At 53.7% G+C, this 20,510-nt stretch carries 17 protein-coding genes and 2 tRNA genes; 11 read left to right on the top strand and 8 right to left on the bottom strand.

Annotation, left to right across the window (positions count from 1 at the left end; all coding sequences use genetic code 11):
* Positions 1-12: 12 nt before the first annotated feature.
* Positions 13-1,869 (bottom strand): signal peptide peptidase SppA, encoded by a 1,857-nt coding sequence (gene sppA / locus QLG07_RS07360; RefSeq protein ID WP_282468884.1) that lies wholly within the window; start codon positions 1,867-1,869, stop codon positions 13-15.
* 170 nt (positions 1,870-2,039) lie between these two features.
* Here sppA and QLG07_RS07355 point away from each other — a divergent pair, with 170 nt between their 5' ends.
* The 4 genes from QLG07_RS07355 (at position 2,040) to QLG07_RS07340 (ending at position 6,060) form a co-directional block, all read left to right on the top strand.
* Positions 2,040-2,591, top strand: a complete 552-nt coding sequence (locus tag QLG07_RS07355) for an NAD(P)H nitroreductase (RefSeq protein WP_048915913.1) — start codon at positions 2,040-2,042, stop codon at positions 2,589-2,591.
* Between the two features lie 155 nt (positions 2,592-2,746).
* Positions 2,747-3,793, top strand: a complete 1,047-nt coding sequence (gene selD / locus QLG07_RS07350) for a selenide, water dikinase SelD (RefSeq protein WP_282468883.1) — start codon at positions 2,747-2,749, stop codon at positions 3,791-3,793.
* An 18-nt stretch (positions 3,794-3,811) separates the two neighbouring features.
* Entirely contained in the window at positions 3,812-5,734 is a 1,923-nt protein-coding gene (locus QLG07_RS07345) for a DNA topoisomerase III (RefSeq protein WP_282468882.1), read from the top strand.
* Positions 5,734-6,060: a YnjH family protein gene (locus QLG07_RS07340; protein WP_048915915.1), complete on the top strand. Its 327-nt coding sequence runs from the start codon at positions 5,734-5,736 to the stop codon at positions 6,058-6,060. The genes QLG07_RS07345 and QLG07_RS07340 overlap by 1 nt, the downstream gene beginning before the upstream one ends.
* A 132-nt stretch (positions 6,061-6,192) precedes the next feature.
* Here the strand turns inward: QLG07_RS07340 and xthA are convergent, their stop codons facing one another.
* From xthA to QLG07_RS07315, 5 genes are all read right to left on the bottom strand, one after another.
* Positions 6,193-6,999: an exodeoxyribonuclease III gene (xthA, locus tag QLG07_RS07335; RefSeq protein ID WP_048915916.1), complete on the bottom strand. Its 807-nt coding sequence runs from the start codon at positions 6,997-6,999 to the stop codon at positions 6,193-6,195.
* A 155-nt stretch (positions 7,000-7,154) separates the two neighbouring features.
* Positions 7,155-7,239: transfer RNA gene (locus QLG07_RS07330), tRNA-Tyr, on the bottom strand.
* Positions 7,240-7,316: 77 nt separating this feature from the next.
* Positions 7,317-7,401, bottom strand: a tRNA-Tyr gene (locus QLG07_RS07325).
* A gap of 144 nt (positions 7,402-7,545) precedes the next feature.
* Positions 7,546-8,394, bottom strand: coding sequence for a formyltetrahydrofolate deformylase (gene purU, locus QLG07_RS07320; RefSeq protein ID WP_048915918.1), 849 nt, complete (start codon positions 8,392-8,394; stop codon positions 7,546-7,548).
* A gap of 40 nt (positions 8,395-8,434) precedes the next feature.
* A complete protein-coding gene (locus QLG07_RS07315) occupies positions 8,435-8,896 on the bottom strand; it encodes a YchJ family protein (RefSeq protein ID WP_230048640.1) in 462 nt (153 codons plus the stop codon).
* Between the two features lie 105 nt (positions 8,897-9,001).
* Between QLG07_RS07315 and rssA the strand changes: the two genes are divergently transcribed.
* The 5 genes from rssA (at position 9,002) to QLG07_RS07290 (ending at position 14,511) form a co-directional block, all read left to right on the top strand.
* Positions 9,002-9,913 (top strand): patatin-like phospholipase RssA, encoded by a 912-nt coding sequence (gene rssA, locus QLG07_RS07310; protein ID WP_048915920.1) that lies wholly within the window; start codon positions 9,002-9,004, stop codon positions 9,911-9,913.
* A gap of 93 nt (positions 9,914-10,006) precedes the next feature.
* Positions 10,007-11,020, top strand: a complete 1,014-nt coding sequence (gene rssB / locus QLG07_RS07305) for a two-component system response regulator RssB (RefSeq protein ID WP_282468881.1) — start codon at positions 10,007-10,009, stop codon at positions 11,018-11,020.
* Between the two features lie 193 nt (positions 11,021-11,213).
* On the top strand, positions 11,214-12,122 hold the full coding sequence (galU, locus tag QLG07_RS07300) for a UTP--glucose-1-phosphate uridylyltransferase GalU (RefSeq protein ID WP_048915922.1): 909 nt from the start codon (positions 11,214-11,216) through the stop codon (positions 12,120-12,122).
* Positions 12,123-12,148: 26 nt separating this feature from the next.
* Positions 12,149-13,489, top strand: coding sequence for a UDP-glucose/GDP-mannose dehydrogenase family protein (locus tag QLG07_RS07295; protein ID WP_048915923.1), 1,341 nt, complete (start codon positions 12,149-12,151; stop codon positions 13,487-13,489).
* 14 nt (positions 13,490-13,503) lie between these two features.
* Positions 13,504-14,511: an NAD-dependent epimerase gene (locus tag QLG07_RS07290; protein WP_282468880.1), complete on the top strand. Its 1,008-nt coding sequence runs from the start codon at positions 13,504-13,506 to the stop codon at positions 14,509-14,511.
* Between the two features lie 125 nt (positions 14,512-14,636).
* Here QLG07_RS07290 and hns read toward each other — a convergent pair whose 3' ends face one another.
* Positions 14,637-15,044 (bottom strand): histone-like nucleoid-structuring protein H-NS, encoded by a 408-nt coding sequence (gene hns, locus QLG07_RS07285; RefSeq protein ID WP_048915925.1) that lies wholly within the window; start codon positions 15,042-15,044, stop codon positions 14,637-14,639.
* Positions 15,045-15,402: 358 nt separating this feature from the next.
* Here hns and tdk point away from each other — a divergent pair, with 358 nt between their 5' ends.
* Complete coding sequence (gene tdk / locus QLG07_RS07280) at positions 15,403-16,020, top strand: thymidine kinase (RefSeq protein ID WP_048915926.1); 618 nt, start codon at positions 15,403-15,405, stop codon at positions 16,018-16,020.
* 126 nt (positions 16,021-16,146) lie between these two features.
* On the opposite strand, the gene adhE is transcribed toward tdk, so the two are convergent.
* Positions 16,147-18,831 carry a bifunctional acetaldehyde-CoA/alcohol dehydrogenase gene (gene adhE / locus QLG07_RS07275; RefSeq protein ID WP_099753649.1) on the bottom strand — a complete coding sequence of 895 codons (2,685 nt, stop codon included), beginning with the start codon at positions 18,829-18,831 and terminating at the stop codon, positions 16,147-16,149.
* 475 nt (positions 18,832-19,306) lie between these two features.
* Between adhE and QLG07_RS07270 the strand changes: the two genes are divergently transcribed.
* Positions 19,307-19,954 (top strand): YchE family NAAT transporter, encoded by a 648-nt coding sequence (locus tag QLG07_RS07270; RefSeq protein WP_048915928.1) that lies wholly within the window; start codon positions 19,307-19,309, stop codon positions 19,952-19,954.
* Positions 19,955-20,510 lie beyond the last annotated feature (556 nt).

Raw genomic sequence — 20,510 nt, 5'->3', positions numbered from 1 at the left:
TGCGTCAGTTCACTATTTTACATCGCCACAGGTCAGGCAGAATGCATAGCGATTTTGCGGATCGTTGAGATTATCCAGCAGGCTTGGCTGTTTCTTCATCGCGGCCATAACGTCGAACATGGGGGCAGGCAGGTAAGCGCGCAGCGCCGCAGGCAGTGCTGCCTGTGCTGAAGCATCTACCTGGCTAAACAGCACGTCGACCATGCTCGGTTCATCCTGATACCAGTTCAGCTGTGGCTGTTTGATCTTCGCCAGCTCGGCAGCTTTTGCCACTGCATCGTCGAAATCGCCCAGCGCATCCACCAGACCGTTAGCTTTGGCATCGCTGCCGGTCCAGACGTGACCCTGTGCGATCTGATCGATCTGTTCGGGCGTTTTGTTGCGTGATTTTGCCACCAGACCGAGGAAGTTTTTATAGCCGTTTTCGATGGTCAGCTGCATCAGCTGCTGAACTTCCGGCGGCAGGGCTTTGGTACTGGCGACATCCGCCAGCGGAGAAGTTGCTACGCCGTCGGTATGCACGCCGATAGCATCCAGTGAGTTCTCCACGGTGTTGATCACGCCGAAGATGCCAATAGATCCGGTCAACGTATTCGGGCTGGCAATAATATAGTTAGCCGGAGTTGAAACCCAGTAGCCGCCTGATGCCGCCATGCCGCCCATGGAAACCACCACCGGTTTACCCGCGGCTTTTGCCGCCGCCAGCTCTTCACGGATAGTTTCAGAAGCGGTCACGCTGCCGCCAGGGCTGTTGACGCGGAACAGAATGGCTTTGATCTTCGGATCGAGGCGCGCTTCACGAATTTCCAGCGCGGTGGTATCACCACCGACGCTGCCCGGGGTCTCTTCGCCGTCCATAATCGCACCGTTCGCCACGATCACCGCGATATTGCCGTCGGTAGTAGGGGTGTTTTTCAGCGGATAGTCATAGATGCTGGTGCCGTTGTAATCCTTCGCCTCTTTATCCCAGCCAAAGGTTTTCACCAGCTGCTGGTCGACCACTGAAGGTGAGGCCAGCTCATCCACCAGCTTATTGTCTTTGGCGTACTGCGCGCTGTCGCCGCCCACTTTGTTCAGACCATCGAGCACGCCCTGAGCGCCAGGGAACACCTGATTGGCAGTGATCTGACGGTTTGCCGCCAGCGTATTGACATAGTTCTGCCACAGCTCGCCAACCCAGCGGCTGTCGGCATCGCGCGCGGCAGGGGACATGTCATCACGCAGGAACGGCTCTACCGCCGATTTGTAGGTACCGACGCGGAACACGTGCGAGCTGACTTTCAGCTTGTCCAGCAGGGTTTTGTAATAGAGGCTGTTGGTGGCAAAACCGTGCAGATCGACAGTGCCCTGCGGCGAGAGGGTGATCTTGTTGGCGAAGCTGGCGAGGTAGTACTGTGCCTGGCTGTAGCTGTCGCCGCGGGCATAGATTGGCTTACCGCTGTCGCGGAACTCACGCAGCGCTTTACCAATATACTGCAGCGACGGCTGGTCAGCGCCCGCAAAGTTGTGCAGGTCGAGCACCATGCCGGTAATTTTATCGTCGTCTTTCGCCTGGCGAATGGCATCCACCACGTCGAACAGTGAGTTCTCTTTCAGACGATCGCTGCTGGCGCCTAACAGCTGGCGGCCAATCTTACTCAGCTTGTTGCTGACGGAAGGTTTATCTACCACCACGCCGCTGAGATCGAAGATCAGTGCGCCTTTCTGCACTTCAGCCGGTGCATTGGCGCTGCTGACGTGCAGCCAGATACCCACGCCAACCACGATCAGCAGAATAAGGAAGAGATTAAGGATAAATTCGCGAACAAAATTCAGGACTCGCCATGTCCACTTAAAAATGCCAGCGATCATTCGCCATAACACGCGCATAGATACTCCAGGGTCGCAATGAAATGCCAGAAGCAGAGGTCCGGGCAGGAATAGCACACATCCTAATTAGCAAGGGGGCAATTGTCAGCATGAAAAAGCGCAATGCTGTAACAAAACATCATCCTGTGCTAGTTTTTGCGGGATGAGAATCACTATCACAGGAGGACATCATGGACGCTCTGGATTTACTGGTTAATCGTCGTTCCGCATCACGGCTGGCAGAACCTGCGCCGACAGGTGAAGCGCTGGAGAACATTCTGCGCGCCGGTATGCGCGCGCCGGATCACGGCACTTTGCAGCCGTGGCACTTCACTATTGTCGAGAATGAAGGGCGCGATCGCCTGAGCGCGCTGCTGGAGAAGGTATCGCGAGATGCGCAGCTGGAAGAGAAAGCTATCGATAAGGCAAAAAATGCACCCTACCGTGCGCCGATGATTATTACGGTGGTCGCGCGTTGTGAAGAGCACCCGAAAGTGCCGCGCTGGGAGCAGGTGGTGTCGGCAGGGTGTGCCGTGATGGCGATGCAGATGGCCGCTGCCGCACAGGGCTTTAACGGTATCTGGCGCAGCGGGGCGTGGACCGAAGATGAAGCGGTGCGCAGCGCGTTTAACTGTCGCCCTCAGGACGCCATCGTCGGTTTCCTCTACCTGGGAACCCCGCAGCTGAAATCATCCACCACCGTGTTAGCGCCCGACAGCGCCCCGTTTGTCAGTTATTTCTGAATGACATTTTCGCTGTTAGCAGGCAGGGTTGTGAGCGGCCCTGCAATTCGCCGGGATAATGAGCAAACAACGGGCATAATCGTCGGTTAGTCTTATCACTCTCTGGCGAAAACGCTACCATGACTTCCGGTGAAGCTAACAGGGAACAGATCTTCATGAACTTAGATAATGTCCGTCTGACTCAGTACAGCCACGGCGCAGGCTGCGGTTGTAAAATCTCGCCTGCGGTGCTGGATACCATTCTGCACAGCGACCACCCGTTACGTAAGGACCCGCATCTGCTGGTGGGTAACGAAACCCGTGACGACGCGGCCGTATACGATCTCGGCAATGGCACCGCGGTGGTCAGCACCACCGACTTCTTTATGCCGATCGTGGATGACCCTTTTGACTTTGGGCGCATCGCCGCGACCAACGCCATTAGCGATATCTGGGCGATGGGGGGCAGACCGATTATGGCGATCGCCATCTTCGGCTGGCCGGTTGACCAGCTGCCGCCGGAGGTTGCCCGTAAAGTGATCGAAGGCGGGCGCAGCGTCTGCGAGCAGGCGGGGATTACCCTGGCGGGCGGGCACTCTATCGATGCCCCGGAGCCGATCTTCGGCCTGGCGGTCACCGGCGTCGTGGCCACCGATCAGGTGAAGCGCAACAGTGAAGCACGGGCAGGATGCCGCCTTTTCCTCACCAAGCCACTGGGCATTGGCGTTCTCACTACTGCCGAAAAGAGATCTCAGCTCAAGCCGGAGCATCAGGGGCTGGCGACGGCCACCATGTGCCAGCTCAATCAGATTGGGGCCGAGTTTGCCGGTGAAGCGGGCGTCAGCGCGATGACCGATGTCACCGGCTTTGGGCTGCTGGGGCACCTCAGCGAGATGTGCCAGGGTGCCGGCCTGCATGCCGACCTGTGGTACAGTGCCATCCCGCGTTTGCCGGGAGTGGATGAATATATCGCCGCAGGCTGCGTGCCGGGCGGTACCGAAAGAAATTTCGCCAGCTACGGGCAGCTTATCGGCGCCATGACGCCCGCGCAGCGCCAGCTTCTCTGCGACCCGCAGACATCGGGCGGGCTGCTGCTGGCAGTACTGCCGGAAGCAGAGGCTGCGGTGCAGGCGATTGCCGCCACGCAGCAAATTACACTCACCCCGATTGGTGAACTCCTGACGGCTCAGGCCGGAAGGGCCGTTATTGAAGTCAAACCCTGAGCAGGAACTCACCCCAGCATGCGTTTGTTTATTGCCGAAAAACCCAGCCTTGCCCGCGCGATAGCGGACGTTCTGCCTAAGCCGCACCGTCGTGGCGACGGCTTTATCGCCTGTGGGCAGGATCAAATGGTGACCTGGTGCGTAGGCCACCTGCTGGAACAGGCGCAGCCTGACAGCTACAACAGCCGCTTTGCCCGCTGGTCGCTGGCCGATTTACCGATTGTGCCGGAAAAGTGGCAGCTGCAGCCGCGTCCGTCGGTGGCAAAGCAGCTCAACGTGATTAAAGGTCTGCTGGAGCAGGCCAGTGAAGTGGTCCATGCCGGTGACCCGGATCGTGAAGGACAACTGCTGGTGGATGAGGTGCTCGACTACCTGACCCTGCCGGCAGAAAAGCGGGCGAAAGTGCAGCGCTGCCTGATTAACGATCTCAACCCGCAGGCGGTTGAACGCGCCATTGGCCGCCTGCGTGAAAACCGCGAGTTTATTCCCCTGTGCGTCTCCGCGCTGGCGCGCTCGCGTGCAGACTGGCTTTACGGTATCAACATGACCCGCGCCTACACCTTACTGGGGCGCAACGCGGGCTATGACGGTGTGCTCTCCGTTGGGCGCGTTCAGACCCCGGTGCTGGGGCTGGTGGTACGGCGTGATGAAGAGATTGAGAACTTTGTCGCCAAAGACTTCTTCGAGGTCAAAGCGCATATCGTCACCCCGCAGGATGAACGCTTCGTGGCGCTGTGGCAGCCGAGTGACTCCTGCGAGCCTTATCAGGATGAGGAGGGCCGCCTGCTGCATCGCCCGCTGGCCGAGCATGTGGTGGCGCGTATCGACGGCCAGCCCGCGCTGGTGACCAGCTATAACGACAAGCGTGAAAATGACACTGCGCCGCTGCCGTTCTCGCTTTCGGCGCTGCAGATTGAGGCCGGCAAGCGCTTTGGCCTCAGCGCGCAGGCGGTGCTGGATACCTGCCAGCGCCTGTATGAGACCCACAAGCTGATTACCTATCCACGTTCCGACAGCCGCTATCTCCCTGACGAGCATTTCGCCGGACGTCATGCGGTTTTGAATGCAATCAATGTTCATCAGCCGGACCTGACGCCTCCCGCTGATTTCAATAGCGATCAAAAAAATCGCTGCTGGGACGACAAAAAAGTCGACGCGCACCATGCGATTATCCCGACTGCGCGCAGCAGCAAGGTCAACCTGTCGGATAATGAGCAGCAAATCTACCGTTTGATTGCCACCCAATACCTGATGCAGTTCTGCCCGGATGCGGTGTACCGCAAATGCGTGATCGAGCTGGATATCGCCGGAGGCAAGTTTATCGCCAAAGCGCGTTTCCTGGCTGAGGCTGGCTGGCGTGCCTTACTCGGCAGCAAGGAGCGGGATGAGGAGAATGACGGTACGCCGCTGCCGGTGGTGGCCAGGGGTGATGAGCTGCTGTGCGAGCGTGGCGAAGTGGTCGAGAAGCAGACCCAGCCGCCGCGCCCGTTCACCGACGCTACGCTATTATCGGCGATGACCGGTATTGCCCGCTTCGTACAGGATAAAGATTTAAAGAAAGTGCTGCGCGCGACCGATGGTTTAGGTACGGAGGCAACGCGCGCCGGGATTATCGAGCTGCTGTTCAGACGCACCTTCCTGTTTAAGAAGGGGCGCTATATTCACTCCAGCCCGGCCGGACGTGCGCTGATCCATTCACTGCCGGAGATGGCCGCGCGGCCAGATATGACCGCGCAATGGGAGTCAACGTTGACTAAAATCAGTGAGAAGCAGTGTCGCTACCAGGACTTTATGCACCCTCTGGTGGAAACGCTGCACAGTTTGATCTCTCAGGCCCGTCAGCAGCCCGCCGCACATGCGTTTCGCGGCGTTACGGCTCCGGCAACGGTCGCCAAGAAAAAACCGCGACGTAAAGCGGCGAAGGAAAAGGAAAGCGAGTAATGAAAATGCATCTGGCACTGGCACTGCTGCTGGCCGTTAGCTCATCGGCAATGGCCGAGCGCTATATCAGCAGCGGGCAAGGGCATGGCAACAGCGGCGGCAATAACGGTAACGGCGGCGCTAATGCGGACGTGGTAGTCGATATGCCGCCAGAAGTCTGGACGCAGGGGCAAAACAACAGCCAGCCCTGTAACCGCTGCTGCATCTATGAAAACCGCAACTACACGGAAGGGGCGGTGCTGAAGAGTGAAGGGGTACTGTTGCAGTGCGCGCGCGACCCGCAGTCGCTGGGCACTAATAATCTTATCTGGCGCATCGTCAAATAAATCCCCTTCCTCTTTCACGCTGCAGGTGTGTTGGCTGCCTCTATTCCCCCGGTCACTGACTCAGGTAAGCTCCCGGGGATTTATTCAGTTGCCGCCTTCCTGCAGCGCGAAATCGATTGGGGATTATAACAATCAGTAGCTAAACTGGGCCCAGATCGGTGCATGATCGGAGGGCTTTTCCATCGCGCGAATATCGTAATCAATCCCGGTTGCTATGCAGCGTTCCGCCAGCGGCTTGCTGGCCAGCACCAGGTCAATGCGCAGGCCGCGGTTATCGTCAAAGCCTTTTGAGCGGTAGTCGAACCATGAGAAGCGGTCGTTAACTTCGCTGTTCTGCGCGCGCCAGGTATCGACCAGGCCCCAGTTCATCAGGCGGTCCATCCATTCGCGCTCTTCCGGCAGGAATGAGCACTTACCGGTGCGCAGCCAGCGCTTGCGGTTATCCTCGCCAATGCCGATATCCAGGTCGGTGCTGCTGATATTCATGTCGCCCATAATCAGTACCTGATTTTCCACTTTCTGCTGCTGCTCAAGGTAGCTTTGCAGGTCGCGATAGAACTTCTCTTTCGCCGGGAATTTGGTCGGATGGTCGCGGCTTTCCCCTTGTGGAAAATAGCCGTTAATCACGGTGAGCGGACCGGCTGGCGTTTGAATGTCCGCCATAATGATACGGCGCTGGGCGTCTTCGTCATCACCCTCGAAACCGCGACGCACGGCGATCGGCGGCTCTTTAGTCAGCAGTGCCACGCCGTAATGCCCTTTCTGACCGTGATAAAACACGTTATAGCCGAGTTTCGCCACGTCTTCGAGCGGGAACATGTCATCATGAACTTTGGTTTCCTGCAGGCCAATCACATCTGGCTGATGCTGTTCGACAATAGCGGCAAGTTGATGAGGGCGAGCACGCAGCCCATTGATATTAAAAGAAACAAATTTCATAGCGCAGGCCATTTAGCGTCGGAAAAGATGGCGGAATGGTAGCAGAAGTCGGGGCGAGAAAGAAATATTGCTGCGATAGATGATTCAGCTTCTCATCCTTCCCATCGGGAAAATGAATGAGTCGTGCAAGTTTGAAATATCCGGGGACTTGAAGATGGTGGTGGGGGAAGGATTCGAACCTTCGAAGTCGATGACGGCAGATTTACAGTCTGCTCCCTTTGGCCGCTCGGGAACCCCACCAGGGGAAGCGTGTTAACAAACTCAGCGTAGTGATATGAACGCGGTGTGACAGGCATTTCATATCGTGAAACAGGAAATGGTGGTGGGGGAAGGATTCGAACCTTCGAAGTCGATGACGGCAGATTTACAGTCTGCTCCCTTTGGCCGCTCGGGAACCCCACCACTGGCCTTACTGCTGTGCTTGTTAAGCGGGGCGCATCATATCAGATGAACTGACGCTGTAAAGCCCCGTTTAAGAGAAAGCGTTGCGATTGCCGTTTTTTTGCCCGCGCTGCTGTTTTGTCATACAAAACAGCAGCATCCGGCTTACAGGATGATGGTGCGGTTGCCGTAAACAAATACCCGCTGCGCCAGCACCTGGTAAAGTGCGCGGCTCAGCGCATTCTTCTCTACGTCACGCCCGGCACGCATCATATCTTCTGCGGTATAGGTATGATCGACGTGAATAACATCCTGCATGATGATTGGGCCTTCATCCAGATTGTCATTCACGTAGTGCGCTGTCGCACCGATGATCTTCACGCCGCGTTCATACGCCTGGTGGTAGGGACGAGCACCAATAAAGGCAGGCAGGAAGGAGTGGTGAATATTGATGATCTGGTTCGGATAACGCTGCACAAAGGCCGGGGTCAGCACGCGCATGTATTTTGCCAGTACCACATAGTCTGGCTGATAGCGGTCAATTTCCGCCGCCATATTATTGTCGTGCTCTTCCCGGGTTAAGCCTTCGTGACTGACCAGAACAAACGGCACATCGAAACGCTCAACCAGCGTACGCAGCGTTTCGTGATTACCGATCACCGCCGCAATTTCAACATCCAGACCACCGTACGCGCTTTTCATCAGCAGATCGCCAAGGCAGTGCGCCTCTTTGGTCACCAGAATAACAATACGGCGGCGGCCCGCTGGCTGCAGCTCGCGCACTGAACCGGCCGGCAGCGCGCTGTCAAGGTCGGCCAGCAGCGTGGTGTCGTTGAAAATGCCTTCCAGCTCGGTGCGCATGAAGAAGCGCCCGGTGCGGTGATCAACAAACTCATTATTCTGTACAATGTTCAGTTCGTGCTTGTAGCAAATATTGGTGATTTTGGCGATCAGCCCTTTTGCATCCGGGCAGATGGTCCGTAAAACTTTTCGTTGCAGTGTTTGCGCTTGCATTGCGATGGTAATCCTGTCGATACAATTGGGAAATCAGGGGTCAAGAGTGACCGCAGCATTTCTTGTATTTCTTGCCGGAGCCACATGGGCACCGATCGTTGCGCCCGATTGGCGGGAAGGTTCCGTCGATATAGTACCAGCGTTGCTCCTCGCGAAGAAAGCGTGAACGTTCATGAATAGAGCGTTCGCGCTGATTTTCAGAGAACCTGGCAAAAAAAGTCACATAACCCTGTTGGCCATCCGCGATAACTTCGCTGCTTAATACCTTCAACCCGAGCCATTCGGTGTGGGCAAAACTCTCTTCTATACTGGCTGCAAAAGCAGAGGCTTGACATGACGGGTGCCAGGTTGCAACCAGGTAACCCACATCCTGTTTGACATAAGCACAGTAGCGCGAGCGCATTAATGCTTCAGGATGAGAAGGTTGCGCCGCACCGCTTAGAAACGGCTGGCAACATAGGCTATACTGCGATCCGCTACCGCACGGACAAAGTTCAGACACGTAAACTCCGATTAGCTAATAACAGGGTTAAAATTTTAGGCATCATGATAACCGGGCAGCATCGGTGATGCCATTTTGTTAGTGAATTTCATGCCAGAGGGTGGAATGAGACAGGTTAAAATCGGGCTAGCGCTGGGGTCGGGTGCCGCAAAGGGATGGGCACATATCGGGGTGATAAACGCTCTTGAACGCGCTGGCATCCGTATCGACGTCGTGGCCGGATGCTCCGTGGGTGCCCTGGTCGGGGCCGCATATGCCACGCAGCGACTGACGCTGATGGAGCGCTGGGTGCGCTCATTCAGCTACTGGCAGGTGATACGCCTGATGGATTTTTCATGGCAACGTGGTGGGCTGCTGCGCGGTGAGCGCGTGTTCAGCCACGTGCGTGAGCTGATCGGCAAAAATAATATCGAACAATGCGGTTTACCTTTCGGTGCTGTGGCGACTAACCTTAGTACCGGCCGTGAGCTATGGCTGACGGAAGGCGACCTGCATCAGGCCGTGCGCGCATCCTGCAGCATGCCCGGTTTACTGGCACCTGTGAGCTGGAACGGTTACTGGCTGGTGGATGGCGCGGTGGTCAACCCGGTGCCTATTTCCCTGACGCGTGCGCTGGGCGCTGATATTGTGATTGCCGTGGATTTGCAGCACGATGCGCACCTGATGCAGCAGGATTTGCTGTCAGTGACGCCAGAATCCGGCGATGAGCATCCTCAACCGCAGCCTGACAGCTGGAGCGGCCGCCTGCGTCAGCGCATTAGCAACCTTAAGCTACGTAGAGTTAATCACACACCCGGCGCCATGGAGATTATGTCTACCTCTATCCAGGTGCTGGAAAATCGGTTGAAGCGCAATCGTATGGCGGGTGACCCACCAGATGTGTTGTTACAACCCTTCTGCCCACAAATTTCTACCCTGGACTTCCACCGGGCTGAAGAGGCCATTGAAGCGGGGAGACTGTCCGTTGAGAAAAAAATGGATGAATTGTTACCTCTGGTTCGCGACAGGCAACAATAGCGTGGTCAAAAAGCGACGACTTCAGCCAATTCTGAGAGGCGCAAAGAGCGTTTATAGACCACTATTGAGGTATCTGTTATGCAGGGGGAAGCAATGGAAAAACCATTAAGTGGAAAACATATTCTCATCGTTGAGGACGAAGTCGTTTTCCGTTCCCTGCTGGATAATTTTCTCTCTGCGCTCGGTGCGGTGGTCACTTTGGCTGATGACGGCATACACGCACTTGAATCCCTGAGCCGTACTCTGCCGGATTTGATGATATGCGACCTTGCCATGCCACGCATGGACGGTATCAAACTGGTGGAGCATCTGCGCAGCAAGGGAAACACATTGCCCATCCTGGTTATCTCTGCCACGGAAAATATGTCGGATATCGCCCACGTGCTGCGTCTGGGCGTGCAGGATGTGCTGCTCAAGCCGGTTAAAGATCTTGCTCGCCTGCGTGAAGCGGTGTTCGAGTGCCTCTATCCCTCAATGTTTACGTCTAAAGTGGAAGAGGACGAACAGCTGTTTCAGGACTGGGACGCGCTGGTCAGTGACCCGCAGGCTGCCGCCAAGCTTCTTAAACAGCTGCAACCGCCGGTGCAGCAGACAATCGCTAACTGTCGCATCAACTATCGCCAGCTGACGATGGCAGAGCAGCCTGGACTGGTGCTTGACGTGGCGGCATTATCGGAACGCGATCTTGCTTTCTATTGTCTCGATGTCACCCGTGCCGGTGATAACGGCGTGCTGGCCGCACTACTGCTACGCGCTCTGTTCAATGGACTGCTGCAGGAGCAGCTTTCCGGTCAGGGGCAGCGCCTGCCCGAGCTGGGCGGCCTGTTAAAGCAGGTCAATTTACTGCTGCGCCAGGCCAACCTGAAAGGTCAATTTCCACTGCTGGTGGGCTACTACCATCAGGGTTTAAAGAATCTGATCCTCGTTTCTGCTGGTTTAAACGCCACTCTCAACATTCATACCCACCAGATCCAGCTGAGCAATGGTGTCCCTCTTGGCACCATGGGCAGCACACATCTTAATCAAATCAGCCAGCGGTGTGATGCCTGGCAGTGTCAGGTTTGGGGCGCCGGAGGCCGACTGCGCCTGATGTTGTCTACGGATTAACCGCTGCTTCACTATTTTCATCTGGCCCTGGAAGACAGGGCCAGAGATAAGCTTTACACTTGGGTAATAGTCTTAATTTGCACTGAAAAGGTTTATCCAGGATAAATCCGCGTGGGTTCAACTGGTATACTCAACTCGTTTTTAACTCGACATATCAAGTAATAACTTGAACGGCCTAAAGAGAGGTACTTAGATGTCTGCCTATAAGTCCAAAGTAAAAAAAGCGGTTATCCCTGTTGCTGGTTTGGGAACGCGTATGCTGCCAGCCACCAAAGCTATTCCAAAAGAAATGCTGCCGCTGGTTGATAAGCCGTTAATTCAGTATGTCGTTAACGAGTGTATCGCTGCTGGGATCAACGAGATTGTGCTGGTTACGCACTCTTCTAAAAACTCGATTGAAAACCACTTCGATACCAGTTTCGAGCTGGAAGCGATGCTGGAAAAACGCGTTAAGCGCCAGCTGCTGGAAGAGATTCAGTCTATCTGCCCACCGCACGTCACCATCATGCAGGTTCGTCAGGGTCTGGCGAAAGGCCTGGGTCACGCGGTTATGTGCGCATGGCCAGTGATTGGCAATGAGCCCGTTGCGGTGATCCTGCCGGACGTTATTCTCGACGAATATGAGTCAGACCTGTCGAAAGATAACCTGGCTGAAATGATGAAGCGCTTCGACGAAACCGGTCACAGCCAGATCATGGTTGAGCCAGTCGCTGACGTGACCGCTTACGGCGTGGTTGACTGCCAGGGTGCAGAGCTGAAGCCTGGCGACAGCGCACCAATGGTGGGTGTGGTTGAGAAGCCAAAAGCGGACAAAGCGCCGTCTAACCTTGCGGTTGTTGGTCGCTACATTCTCTCTGCGGACATCTGGCCACTGCTGGCGAAAACCCCTCCGGGCGCCGGTGATGAGATCCAGCTGACTGACTCCATCGCCATGCTGATGGAAAAAGAGACCGTAGAAGCTTATCACCTGAAAGGTGTGAGCCATGACTGCGGCAACAAGCTGGGCTATATGCAGGCCTTCGTTGAGTACGGTGTGCGTCACAACACGCTGGGCAGCGATTTCAAAGCGTGGCTGGAAAGCACCGTAGGCAATAAAAAGTAAGTTTAATTTCTAACCGGGACAATTCAATGAAAGTCACCGTATTTGGTATCGGCTATGTTGGTCTGGTTCAGGCTGCGGTTTTGGCCGAAGTCGGACATGACGTTCTTTGCATCGATGTCGACGAAAATAAAGTCGAGAATCTGAAGAAAGGGATCATTCCTATTTTTGAACCGGGCTTGACGCCGCTGGTTATGCAGAACTATGAGGCCGGACGCCTGAAGTTCTCCACTGACGCAGCAGCTGGCGTTAACCACGGGGTTATGCAGTTTATCGCGGTGGGTACGCCGCCTGATGAAGACGGTTCAGCAGACCTGAAATATGTTACCGCCGTGGCGCGTACCATTGCTCAGCATATGCAAGAGCATAAAGTGGTGCTCGACAAGTCAACTGTGCCAGTGGGTACGGCTGACCGCGTGCGTCAGGTAATGGAAGAGACGTTGAAAGGGCGAGGCGTAGAGCTGACCTTTGACGTGGTCTCCAACCCTGAGTTCCTGAAAGAAGGGGCAGCAGTCAGCGACTGTATGCGTCCTGAGCGTATTGTTATCGGTACGGATAACGACGAAGTGGTTGAACTGCTGCGCGAGCTGTATGAGCCGTTTAACCGCAATCACGATCGCATGATCCTGATGGATATTCGTAGTGCTGAATTAACCAAGTATGCGGCCAACTGCATGCTGGCGACCAAAATCAGCTTTATGAATGAAATCTCTAACCTGGCTGAACGCCTGGGTGCAGATGTCGAAAAAGTGCGTCAGGGCATTGGCTCCGATTCACGCATCGGCTACTCATTCATTTATCCTGGCTGTGGCTACGGCGGCTCCTGCTTCCCGAAAGATGTTCAGGCGCTCATCCGCACCGCAGAGCAGATCGGCTACAAGCCACGTTTGCTGCAGGCGGTTGAAGACGTTAACGATTCGCAGAAGACCAAACTGCCGACGTTTATCAAGCGTCATTTCGGTGAGAATTTGCAGGGCAAAACCTTTGCGCTGTGGGGGCTGTCATTTAAGCCAAACACCGACGACATGCGTGAAGCTTCCAGCCGCGTGCTGATGGAGTCACTGTGGCAGGCGGGCGCAACCGTGCAGGCTTTCGACCCGGAAGCGATGGACGAAGCGCAGCGTATCTACGGTCACCGCAGCGATCTCAAGCTGATGGGAACCAAAGAAGCTGCCCTGCAGGGCGCAGATGGCCTGGTGATCTGTACCGAATGGCAGAACTTCCGCGCACCTGATTTTGACGTGATTAAAAATGCTCTAAAAGAACCCGTGATTTTTGATGGTCGTAACCTGTATGATCCAGAAAGAATCAGCAAGCGCGGTTTTGTTTATTATGCAATCGGCCGCGGAGCATCTCTTCAAACTGCATAATAAATGAGGGTAGTATGAAATATCTGGTTACCGGCGCAGCAGGCTTTATTGGCTTTCATGTCACCCAACGTCTGTTGGCTGCCGGTCACCAGGTTGTCGGTCTCGACAACCTGAATGACTATTACGATGTTAATCTTAAGACAGCCCGTCTTGACCTGATTAAAAACCATCCCGAATTCACCTTTGTGAAAGGCGATCTCGCCGATCGTGAAGGCATTGCCGAACTGTTCCGCGCTCAGCGCTTCCAGCGTGTCATTCACCTCGCCGCGCAGGCGGGCGTACGTTATTCATTAGAGAACCCACTGGCTTATGCCGACGCCAATTTAATTGGCCATCTCAATATTCTGGAAGGGTGCCGCCATAACCAGGTTGAGCATCTGTTATATGCATCATCCAGCTCGGTGTATGGATTGAATCGCAAGATGCCGTTCTCAACCGACGACTCGGTTGACCACCCGGTATCGCTGTATGCCGCGACCAAAAAAGCCAATGAGCTGATGTCCCATACCTATTCACATTTATATGGTATTCCTACCACTGGCCTGCGCTTCTTCACCGTTTATGGTCCGTGGGGGCGTCCGGATATGGCGCTGTTTAAATTTACCCGCGCGATGATTGCCGGTGAAAAAATCGACGTCTATAACCACGGCCAGATGCGTCGTGATTTCACCTATATTGACGATATTGCCGAAGCTATTCTGCGTTTACAGGATGTTATCCCACAGGCGGATATTAGCTGGACGGTTGAAAGCGGCAGCCCGGCAACCAGCTCTGCGCCTTACCGCGTATACAATATCGGCAACAGCCAGCCCGTTACGCTGATGTCGTATATCGAAGCGCTGGAGAGTGCGCTGGGGCAGACCGCGCAGAAAAATATGCTGCCTATGCAGCCGGGTGACGTGATGGAAACCAGCGCCGATACCAGCGCATTATATAAGGTGATCGGCTTCAAGCCGCAGACGTCAGTCGAAGACGGCGTGGCGCGCTTTGTGGCGTGGTATAAAGATTTCTACCGCGTATAAGCCCACCAGCCCAAAGAAAAAGGAAGCCGTGATGGCTTCCTTTTTTTCTTTGCCTGGTGGCTGTAACAAAATGGGACGAAACGCCCCATTAAATTTAGGTCTAAAGAACCGGAGTTTGAGCGAAATTACAGCAGAAAGTCTTCCAGCTTCTTGCCTTGCTCTTCAATGGCTTTTTTGATTACGGCAGGTGTACGACCCTGGCCGGTCCAGGTTTTGCTTTCGCCATTCTCATCGACATAAGAATATTTTGCCGGGCGCGCTGCACGCTTAGCTTTACCAGGGGCTTTAGCCGCAGCCAGAGTAGACAGTAATTCATTCGGGTCGATACCGTCTGCAATCAGCATATCGCGATACTGCTGCAGTTTACGGCTGCGTTCTTCAACTTCAGCCTGTGCCTGGCTCTCTTCTTCGCGGCGTTCATTAACCACTACTTCCAGTTTTTCCAGCATTTCTTCCAGCGTTTCCAGGCTACATTCTCTCGCCTGAGCACGCAGCGTGCGGATATTGTTCAGGATTTTAAGTGCTTCGCTCATTGTCCAATTCTCTAAATTATATTGATGGGTTACTAATGCTCGATAATAATAGTGTCGGGCTATAAGAACTGCAATAGTTAATTTTGTAAGAAAAGTAGAAGTGCTAATAGTCAGGAATCTCTGACATGATAAAAGGCGATAAAATATGATTCGCTGGCTAAATATCCTGCTGTGAAAAGAAGGGTGATGGTATGGAAACAGTGAATTCCATATCATCAGAAAATTGAAAAATCCTGTTAAGTTGTGCTGAAGCCACCTGTTCAGCCACTATTTCTTCGGGTTATTGCAGGCGTGAAGGCTCTCGCTGCGGCGGTTTATGGTACACTGCCGCCATCTTGGTGATTCGGAGTAGGGGCTGATGGCTCAGCTATATTTCTATTATTCCGCGATGAATGCTGGAAAATCGACGGCTTTGTTGCAATCTTCTTATAATTATCGTGAGCGCGGCATGCGTACTCTGGTGTATACCGCAGAGATCGATAATCGCTTCGGCGCCGGTAAAGTGAGTTCGCGTATCGGCCTCTCTTCCCCAGCAAAATTGTATAATAAAGACACGTCGTTGTTTGCTGAGATAAGTGCTGAGCACCAGCGGGAAACCGTTCACTGCGTGCTGGTGGATGAAAGCCAGTTTCTGACGCGTGAACAGGTTAAAACATTATCCGAAGTGGTGGATGTTTTAGATATACCTGTACTTTGTTATGGCTTACGTACAGATTTTCGCGGCGAGTTATTTATCGGTAGCCAATACCTTTTAGCCTGGTCAGATAAACTGGTTGAATTAAAAACCATCTGCCACTGCGGCAGAAAAGCCAGCATGGTATTAAGGCTCGATCAGGACGGTAAGCCCTTTAAAGAAGGGGAGCAGGTGCAAATTGGCGGTAATGAGCGCTATGTATCCGTCTGCCGTAAGCATTACTACGAAGCGCTGGAGAGTGGTTCACTGCACGCCATTTATGGCAGCAAGGGGCCGGAGTAATATTGAACTGCCGCGGCGGTTAACGCAAAGAAATGTGCCGTCGATATTTCACAACTCTATAAGCGTTTCTTAATATTTCCTGATAAAAACCCGCCAGCTGGCGGGTTTTTATTCTTACGCTCGGGCTTAACGTTTCACTTTCTTTTCAACTTTCCTGGCTTCGACGGGCGCAGCGGCCACGGCTTCGGCAATGTTAGCGAAAGGTTCAACATAATCGCGGCCGTAGAAGCTATCCAGCATGATCTGTTTCAGTTCAGCAATCAGCGGGTAGCGTGGGTTAGCGCCGGTACACTGGTCATCGAAAGCATCATCAGCCAGCTTATCGACCTTCGCGAGGAAGTCCGCTTCCTGCACGCCTGCTTCGCGGATGGACTTAGGAATACCCAGCTCCGCTTTCATCCCGTCCAGCCAGCTCAGCAGCTTCTCAATTTTCTGTGCGGTGCGGTCGCCCGGTGCACTGAGGCGCAGGTGATCGGCGATTTCAGCGTAGCGGCGGCGCGCCTGCGGACGGTCATACTGGCTGAAGGCCGTTTGCTTGGTTGGGTTATCGTTGGCGTTGTAGCGAATCACGTTACAGATAAGCAGCGAGTTCGCCAGACCGTGTGGAATGTGGAACTCTGAACCCAGCTTATGCGCCATCGAGTGACAGACCCCAAGGAAGGCGTTAGCAAACGCGATACCGGCGATAGTCGCGGCATTGTGTACACGCTCACGCGCCACCGGGTTTTTCGCCCCTTCACGGTAGCTGGCCGGCAGGTTTTCCTGCAGCAGTTTCAGCGCCTGCAGGGCCTGACCGTCGGAGTATTCGTTAGCCAGCACCGAGACGTACGCTTCCAGCGCGTGGGTTACGGCATCCAGACCACCAAAGGCGCACAGTGACTTCGGCATATCCATCACCAGGTTGGCATCCACAATCGCCATATCCGGGGTGAGGGCATAATCAGCCAGTGGATATTTCTGACCGGTGGCGTCGTCGGTCACGACCGCAAATGGCGTAACTTCTGAACCTGTACCTGAAGTGGTGGTGACGGCAATCATTTTCGCCTTCACGCCCATTTTCGGGAACTTATAGATGCGTTTACGGATATCCATGAAGCGCAGTGCCAGCTCTTCGAAATGCGTTTCCGGATGTTCGTACATCACCCACATAATTTTCGCCGCATCCATCGGCGAACCCCCGCCCAGGGCGATAATCACGTCCGGCTTGAAGGAGTGCATCTGTTCAGCACCTTTACGCACGATGCTCAGCGTTGGGTCAGCTTCCACTTCGAAGAAGACTTCAGTTTCCACCCCGCGCGCTTTCAGCACGTTGATGATCTGGTCAGCGTAGCCGTTGTTAAACAGGAAGCGGTCGGTGACGATAAAGGCGCGTTTGGCTCCGTCGGTGGCCACTTCATCAAGGGCAATGGGCAGTGAACCACGGCGGAAGTAGATAGACTTAGGAAGTTTATGCCACAACATATTCTCAGCTCGCTTGGCCACGGTTTTCTTGTTAATCAGATGTTTTGGTCCGACGTTTTCAGAAATCGAGTTGCCACCCCACGAGCCGCAGCCCAGCGTCAGTGACGGTGCGAGTTTAAAGTTGTACAGGTCGCCGATACCCCCCTGAGAGGCCGGAGTGTTGATCAGGATGCGCGCTGTCTTCATTTTGTCGCCGAAGAAGTTAACGCGTTCACGCTGATTATCCTGGTCAGTGTACAGGCAAGAGGTATGACCGATACCGCCCATCGCCACCAGCTTCTCAGCTTTACTTACCGCATCAGCAAAATCTTTGGCGCGATACATCGCCAGAGTCGGTGACAGTTTTTCATGAGCAAAAGGTTCCGACTCATCGACCAGTTTCACTTCACCAATCAGGATTTTAGTGTTGCCCGGGACGCTGAGGCCGGCCATTTCAGCAATTTTCACCGCAGGCTGACCGACGATAGCGGCATTCAGCGCGCCATTCTTCAGAATGATATCCTGAACCGCTTTCAGCTCGCTGCCCTGCAGCATGTAGCCACCGTGGCTGGCAAAGCGCTCGCGCACCGCCTCATACGCGCTGTCGACCACAATAACTGACTGCTCAGAAGCACAGATTACGCCGTTATCGAAGGTTTTCGACATCAGGATAGAAGCCACGGCACGTTTGATGTCCGCCGTTTCGTCAATCACTACCGGAGTATTACCTGCGCCCACGCCGATAGCCGGTTTGCCGGAGCTATAGGCGGCTTTCACCATACCCGGGCCGCCCGTGGCGAGGATAAGGTTAATATCAGGGTGGTGCATCAGCTGGTTAGACAGCTCAACGGAGGGCACATCGATCCAGCCGATAATGTCTTTGGGTGCCCCGGCCGCAATGGCGGCCTGCAGTACGATATCGGCCGCTTTGTTGGTGGCATCTTTCGCACGAGGATGCGGCGAGAAGATAATCCCGTTACGGGTTTTCAGGCTGATCAGCGCTTTAAAGATAGCGGTAGATGTTGGGTTGGTTGTCGGGACAATCCCGCAGATGATGCCGGTGGGTTCCGCGATAGTGATGGTGCCGAAAGTGTCATCGGTTTCAAGAATACCGCAGGTTTTTTCGTCTTTGTAGGCGTTGTAGATGTATTCAGAAGCAAAGTGGTTTTTGATCACTTTATCTTCGACGATACCCATGCCAGATTCGGCAACGGCCATTTTAGCCAGTGGGATACGGGCATCAGCAGCTGCTAATGCCGCAGCCCGGAAGATTTTGTCTACTTGTTCTTGAGTAAAGTTGGCGTATTCACGCTGGGCTGTTTTAACACGTTCAACAAGTGCGTTAAGTTCAGCGACATTAGTAACGGCCATAATGCTCTCCTGGAAAGTTAAACTCTATTAGTAAACAAGTGAGAACTAGCAAGTATAGTCATGGCTGGTTACCGGGCCGTGTTAGGGCGGGCCAACCTGCTAAACAGGTTCTTCCGGGTTTACTGAAAGAGTCTGCGCTCTGCACGCGCTGTGGGTCACTTTCGGTAAGTTACTAACTCCTTTTGGTAACACTGAGCATAGCGCTTGTACTGGGGGCAAATAATGATTTGGATCATGTTTACTGGTGGCTGACACCTTTCAGCCTGTGATTAAAATATGACCAGCTTCAAACTATCGCAAACCTGGCGTCGAAAGTTAAGAATAAGTTTCATCTGCTAATCTTCAGCGTCGTAATGGCGATATCCACTGCCTGCGGCGCAGCACAATGGCGTGATATTCCAGGGGGCGGGGGATAGTCATTATCACGGATTTGAATTACATTAGCGCCCATCAATCAGCCCAACAGGAGCATGGTGTGAATCCTGCACTTTTAGACCTCTCTGGATATATTAAATTTTTCGTTGGCCTGTTCGCGCTGGTCAACCCGGTGGGGATCATTCCTGTTTTTATCAGCATGACCAGCTATCAGGTTCCGGCAGCGCGCAATAAAACCAACCTGACCGCCAACCTGTCCGTGGCGATTATCCTCTGGACGGCGCTATTCCTCGGCGACGGCATCCTGCACATTTTCGGGATCTCTATCGACTCATTTCGTATTGCGGGCGGCATTCTGGTCGTCACCATTGCGATGTCGATGATCAGCGGCAAACTGGGCGAAGATAAGCAGAATAAACAGGAGAAGTCAGAAACGGCTAACCGGGAGAGCATCGGGGTCGTACCGCTGGCGCTGCCGTTGATGGCGGGACCGGGGGCGATCAGTTCGACGATTGTCTGGAGTACGCGCTACCACAGCTGGCAAAACCTGCTGGGCTTTAGCGTGGCGATCGCGCTGTTTGCCTTCTGCTGCTGGCTCTGCTTTCGCGCTGCACCGTTAATGGTCAGAGTGTTGGGGCAGACTGGAATTAACGTGGTGACCCGTATTATGGGATTGCTATTGATGGCGTTAGGAATAGAGTTTGTGGTGACCGGGATAAAAGCGTTGTTCCCGGGGCTGGTCAACTAGCCTGTTTTAATTCTGAAATAATCATATTAAAGCGCATATTCTGCGCTTTTTTTATCTCTGTATTCTTGTGGTGCACTATATCAGGTCAACTTACCGTGCAGCCGCATCATTATGGTGCAATTATTCATGGCGCTTAATTGAGGTCGCTGATTATTAATGTAATTACTGCAACTGCCGGTTCAATCGCTTAGTTACCACCGTTTGTGAGATTTATTACATTTCAATCTGGCGGTGAGAGACGGATTTATCAAAATTTAATGCTAGTCGCCCGGCAAAACCCGGAATTTTTGTGACGAATTTAGTGTTTCCGGCAAAATTTGCTTATTTTTTGCTTTGAAATCGCTTTATTTATGTTCGAAAGTCAGGTTTTAGTCATTAAATTCATTTTCTTTCATAAGCTTAGCCGTTATTTCACAATGCTAAATAACACTTTGCCCCTGCTTTTTCTCATGATAAAAGAGAATTGGTTAACATTTTTGTTATTTTGCTTTAGCGCAAATGTCCCCCTTCTGATAATTTTTCTGCCAGTTGATAAAAACTGGCACCAGATGTGCAA

It is taken from the genome of Erwinia sp. V90_4, assembly GCF_029967685.1.
GTDB lineage: Bacteria > Pseudomonadota > Gammaproteobacteria > Enterobacterales > Enterobacteriaceae > Erwinia > Erwinia aphidicola.
This window is presented reverse-complemented; position numbering and strand designations above follow the sequence as displayed.

Excerpts from the sequence above, each read along its gene's own strand:
- sppA (WP_282468884.1), bottom strand. The coding sequence starts at position 1,869 with ATGCGCGTGTTATGGCGAATGATCGCTGGCATTTTTAAGTGGACATGG.
- QLG07_RS07355 (WP_048915913.1), top strand. The coding sequence starts at position 2,040 with ATGGACGCTCTGGATTTACTGGTTAATCGTCGTTCCGCATCACGGCTG.
- selD (WP_282468883.1), top strand. The coding sequence starts at position 2,747 with ATGAACTTAGATAATGTCCGTCTGACTCAGTACAGCCACGGCGCAGGC.
- QLG07_RS07345 (WP_282468882.1), top strand. The coding sequence starts at position 3,812 with ATGCGTTTGTTTATTGCCGAAAAACCCAGCCTTGCCCGCGCGATAGCG.
- QLG07_RS07340 (WP_048915915.1), top strand. The coding sequence starts at position 5,734 with ATGAAAATGCATCTGGCACTGGCACTGCTGCTGGCCGTTAGCTCATCG.
- xthA (WP_048915916.1), bottom strand. The coding sequence starts at position 6,999 with ATGAAATTTGTTTCTTTTAATATCAATGGGCTGCGTGCTCGCCCTCAT.
- purU (WP_048915918.1), bottom strand. The coding sequence starts at position 8,394 with ATGCAAGCGCAAACACTGCAACGAAAAGTTTTACGGACCATCTGCCCG.
- rssA (WP_048915920.1), top strand. The coding sequence starts at position 9,002 with ATGAGACAGGTTAAAATCGGGCTAGCGCTGGGGTCGGGTGCCGCAAAG.
- rssB (WP_282468881.1), top strand. The coding sequence starts at position 10,007 with ATGGAAAAACCATTAAGTGGAAAACATATTCTCATCGTTGAGGACGAA.
- galU (WP_048915922.1), top strand. The coding sequence starts at position 11,214 with ATGTCTGCCTATAAGTCCAAAGTAAAAAAAGCGGTTATCCCTGTTGCT.
- QLG07_RS07295 (WP_048915923.1), top strand. The coding sequence starts at position 12,149 with ATGAAAGTCACCGTATTTGGTATCGGCTATGTTGGTCTGGTTCAGGCT.
- QLG07_RS07290 (WP_282468880.1), top strand. The coding sequence starts at position 13,504 with ATGAAATATCTGGTTACCGGCGCAGCAGGCTTTATTGGCTTTCATGTC.
- hns (WP_048915925.1), bottom strand. The coding sequence starts at position 15,044 with ATGAGCGAAGCACTTAAAATCCTGAACAATATCCGCACGCTGCGTGCT.
- tdk (WP_048915926.1), top strand. The coding sequence starts at position 15,403 with ATGGCTCAGCTATATTTCTATTATTCCGCGATGAATGCTGGAAAATCG.
- adhE (WP_099753649.1), bottom strand. The coding sequence starts at position 18,831 with ATGGCCGTTACTAATGTCGCTGAACTTAACGCACTTGTTGAACGTGTT.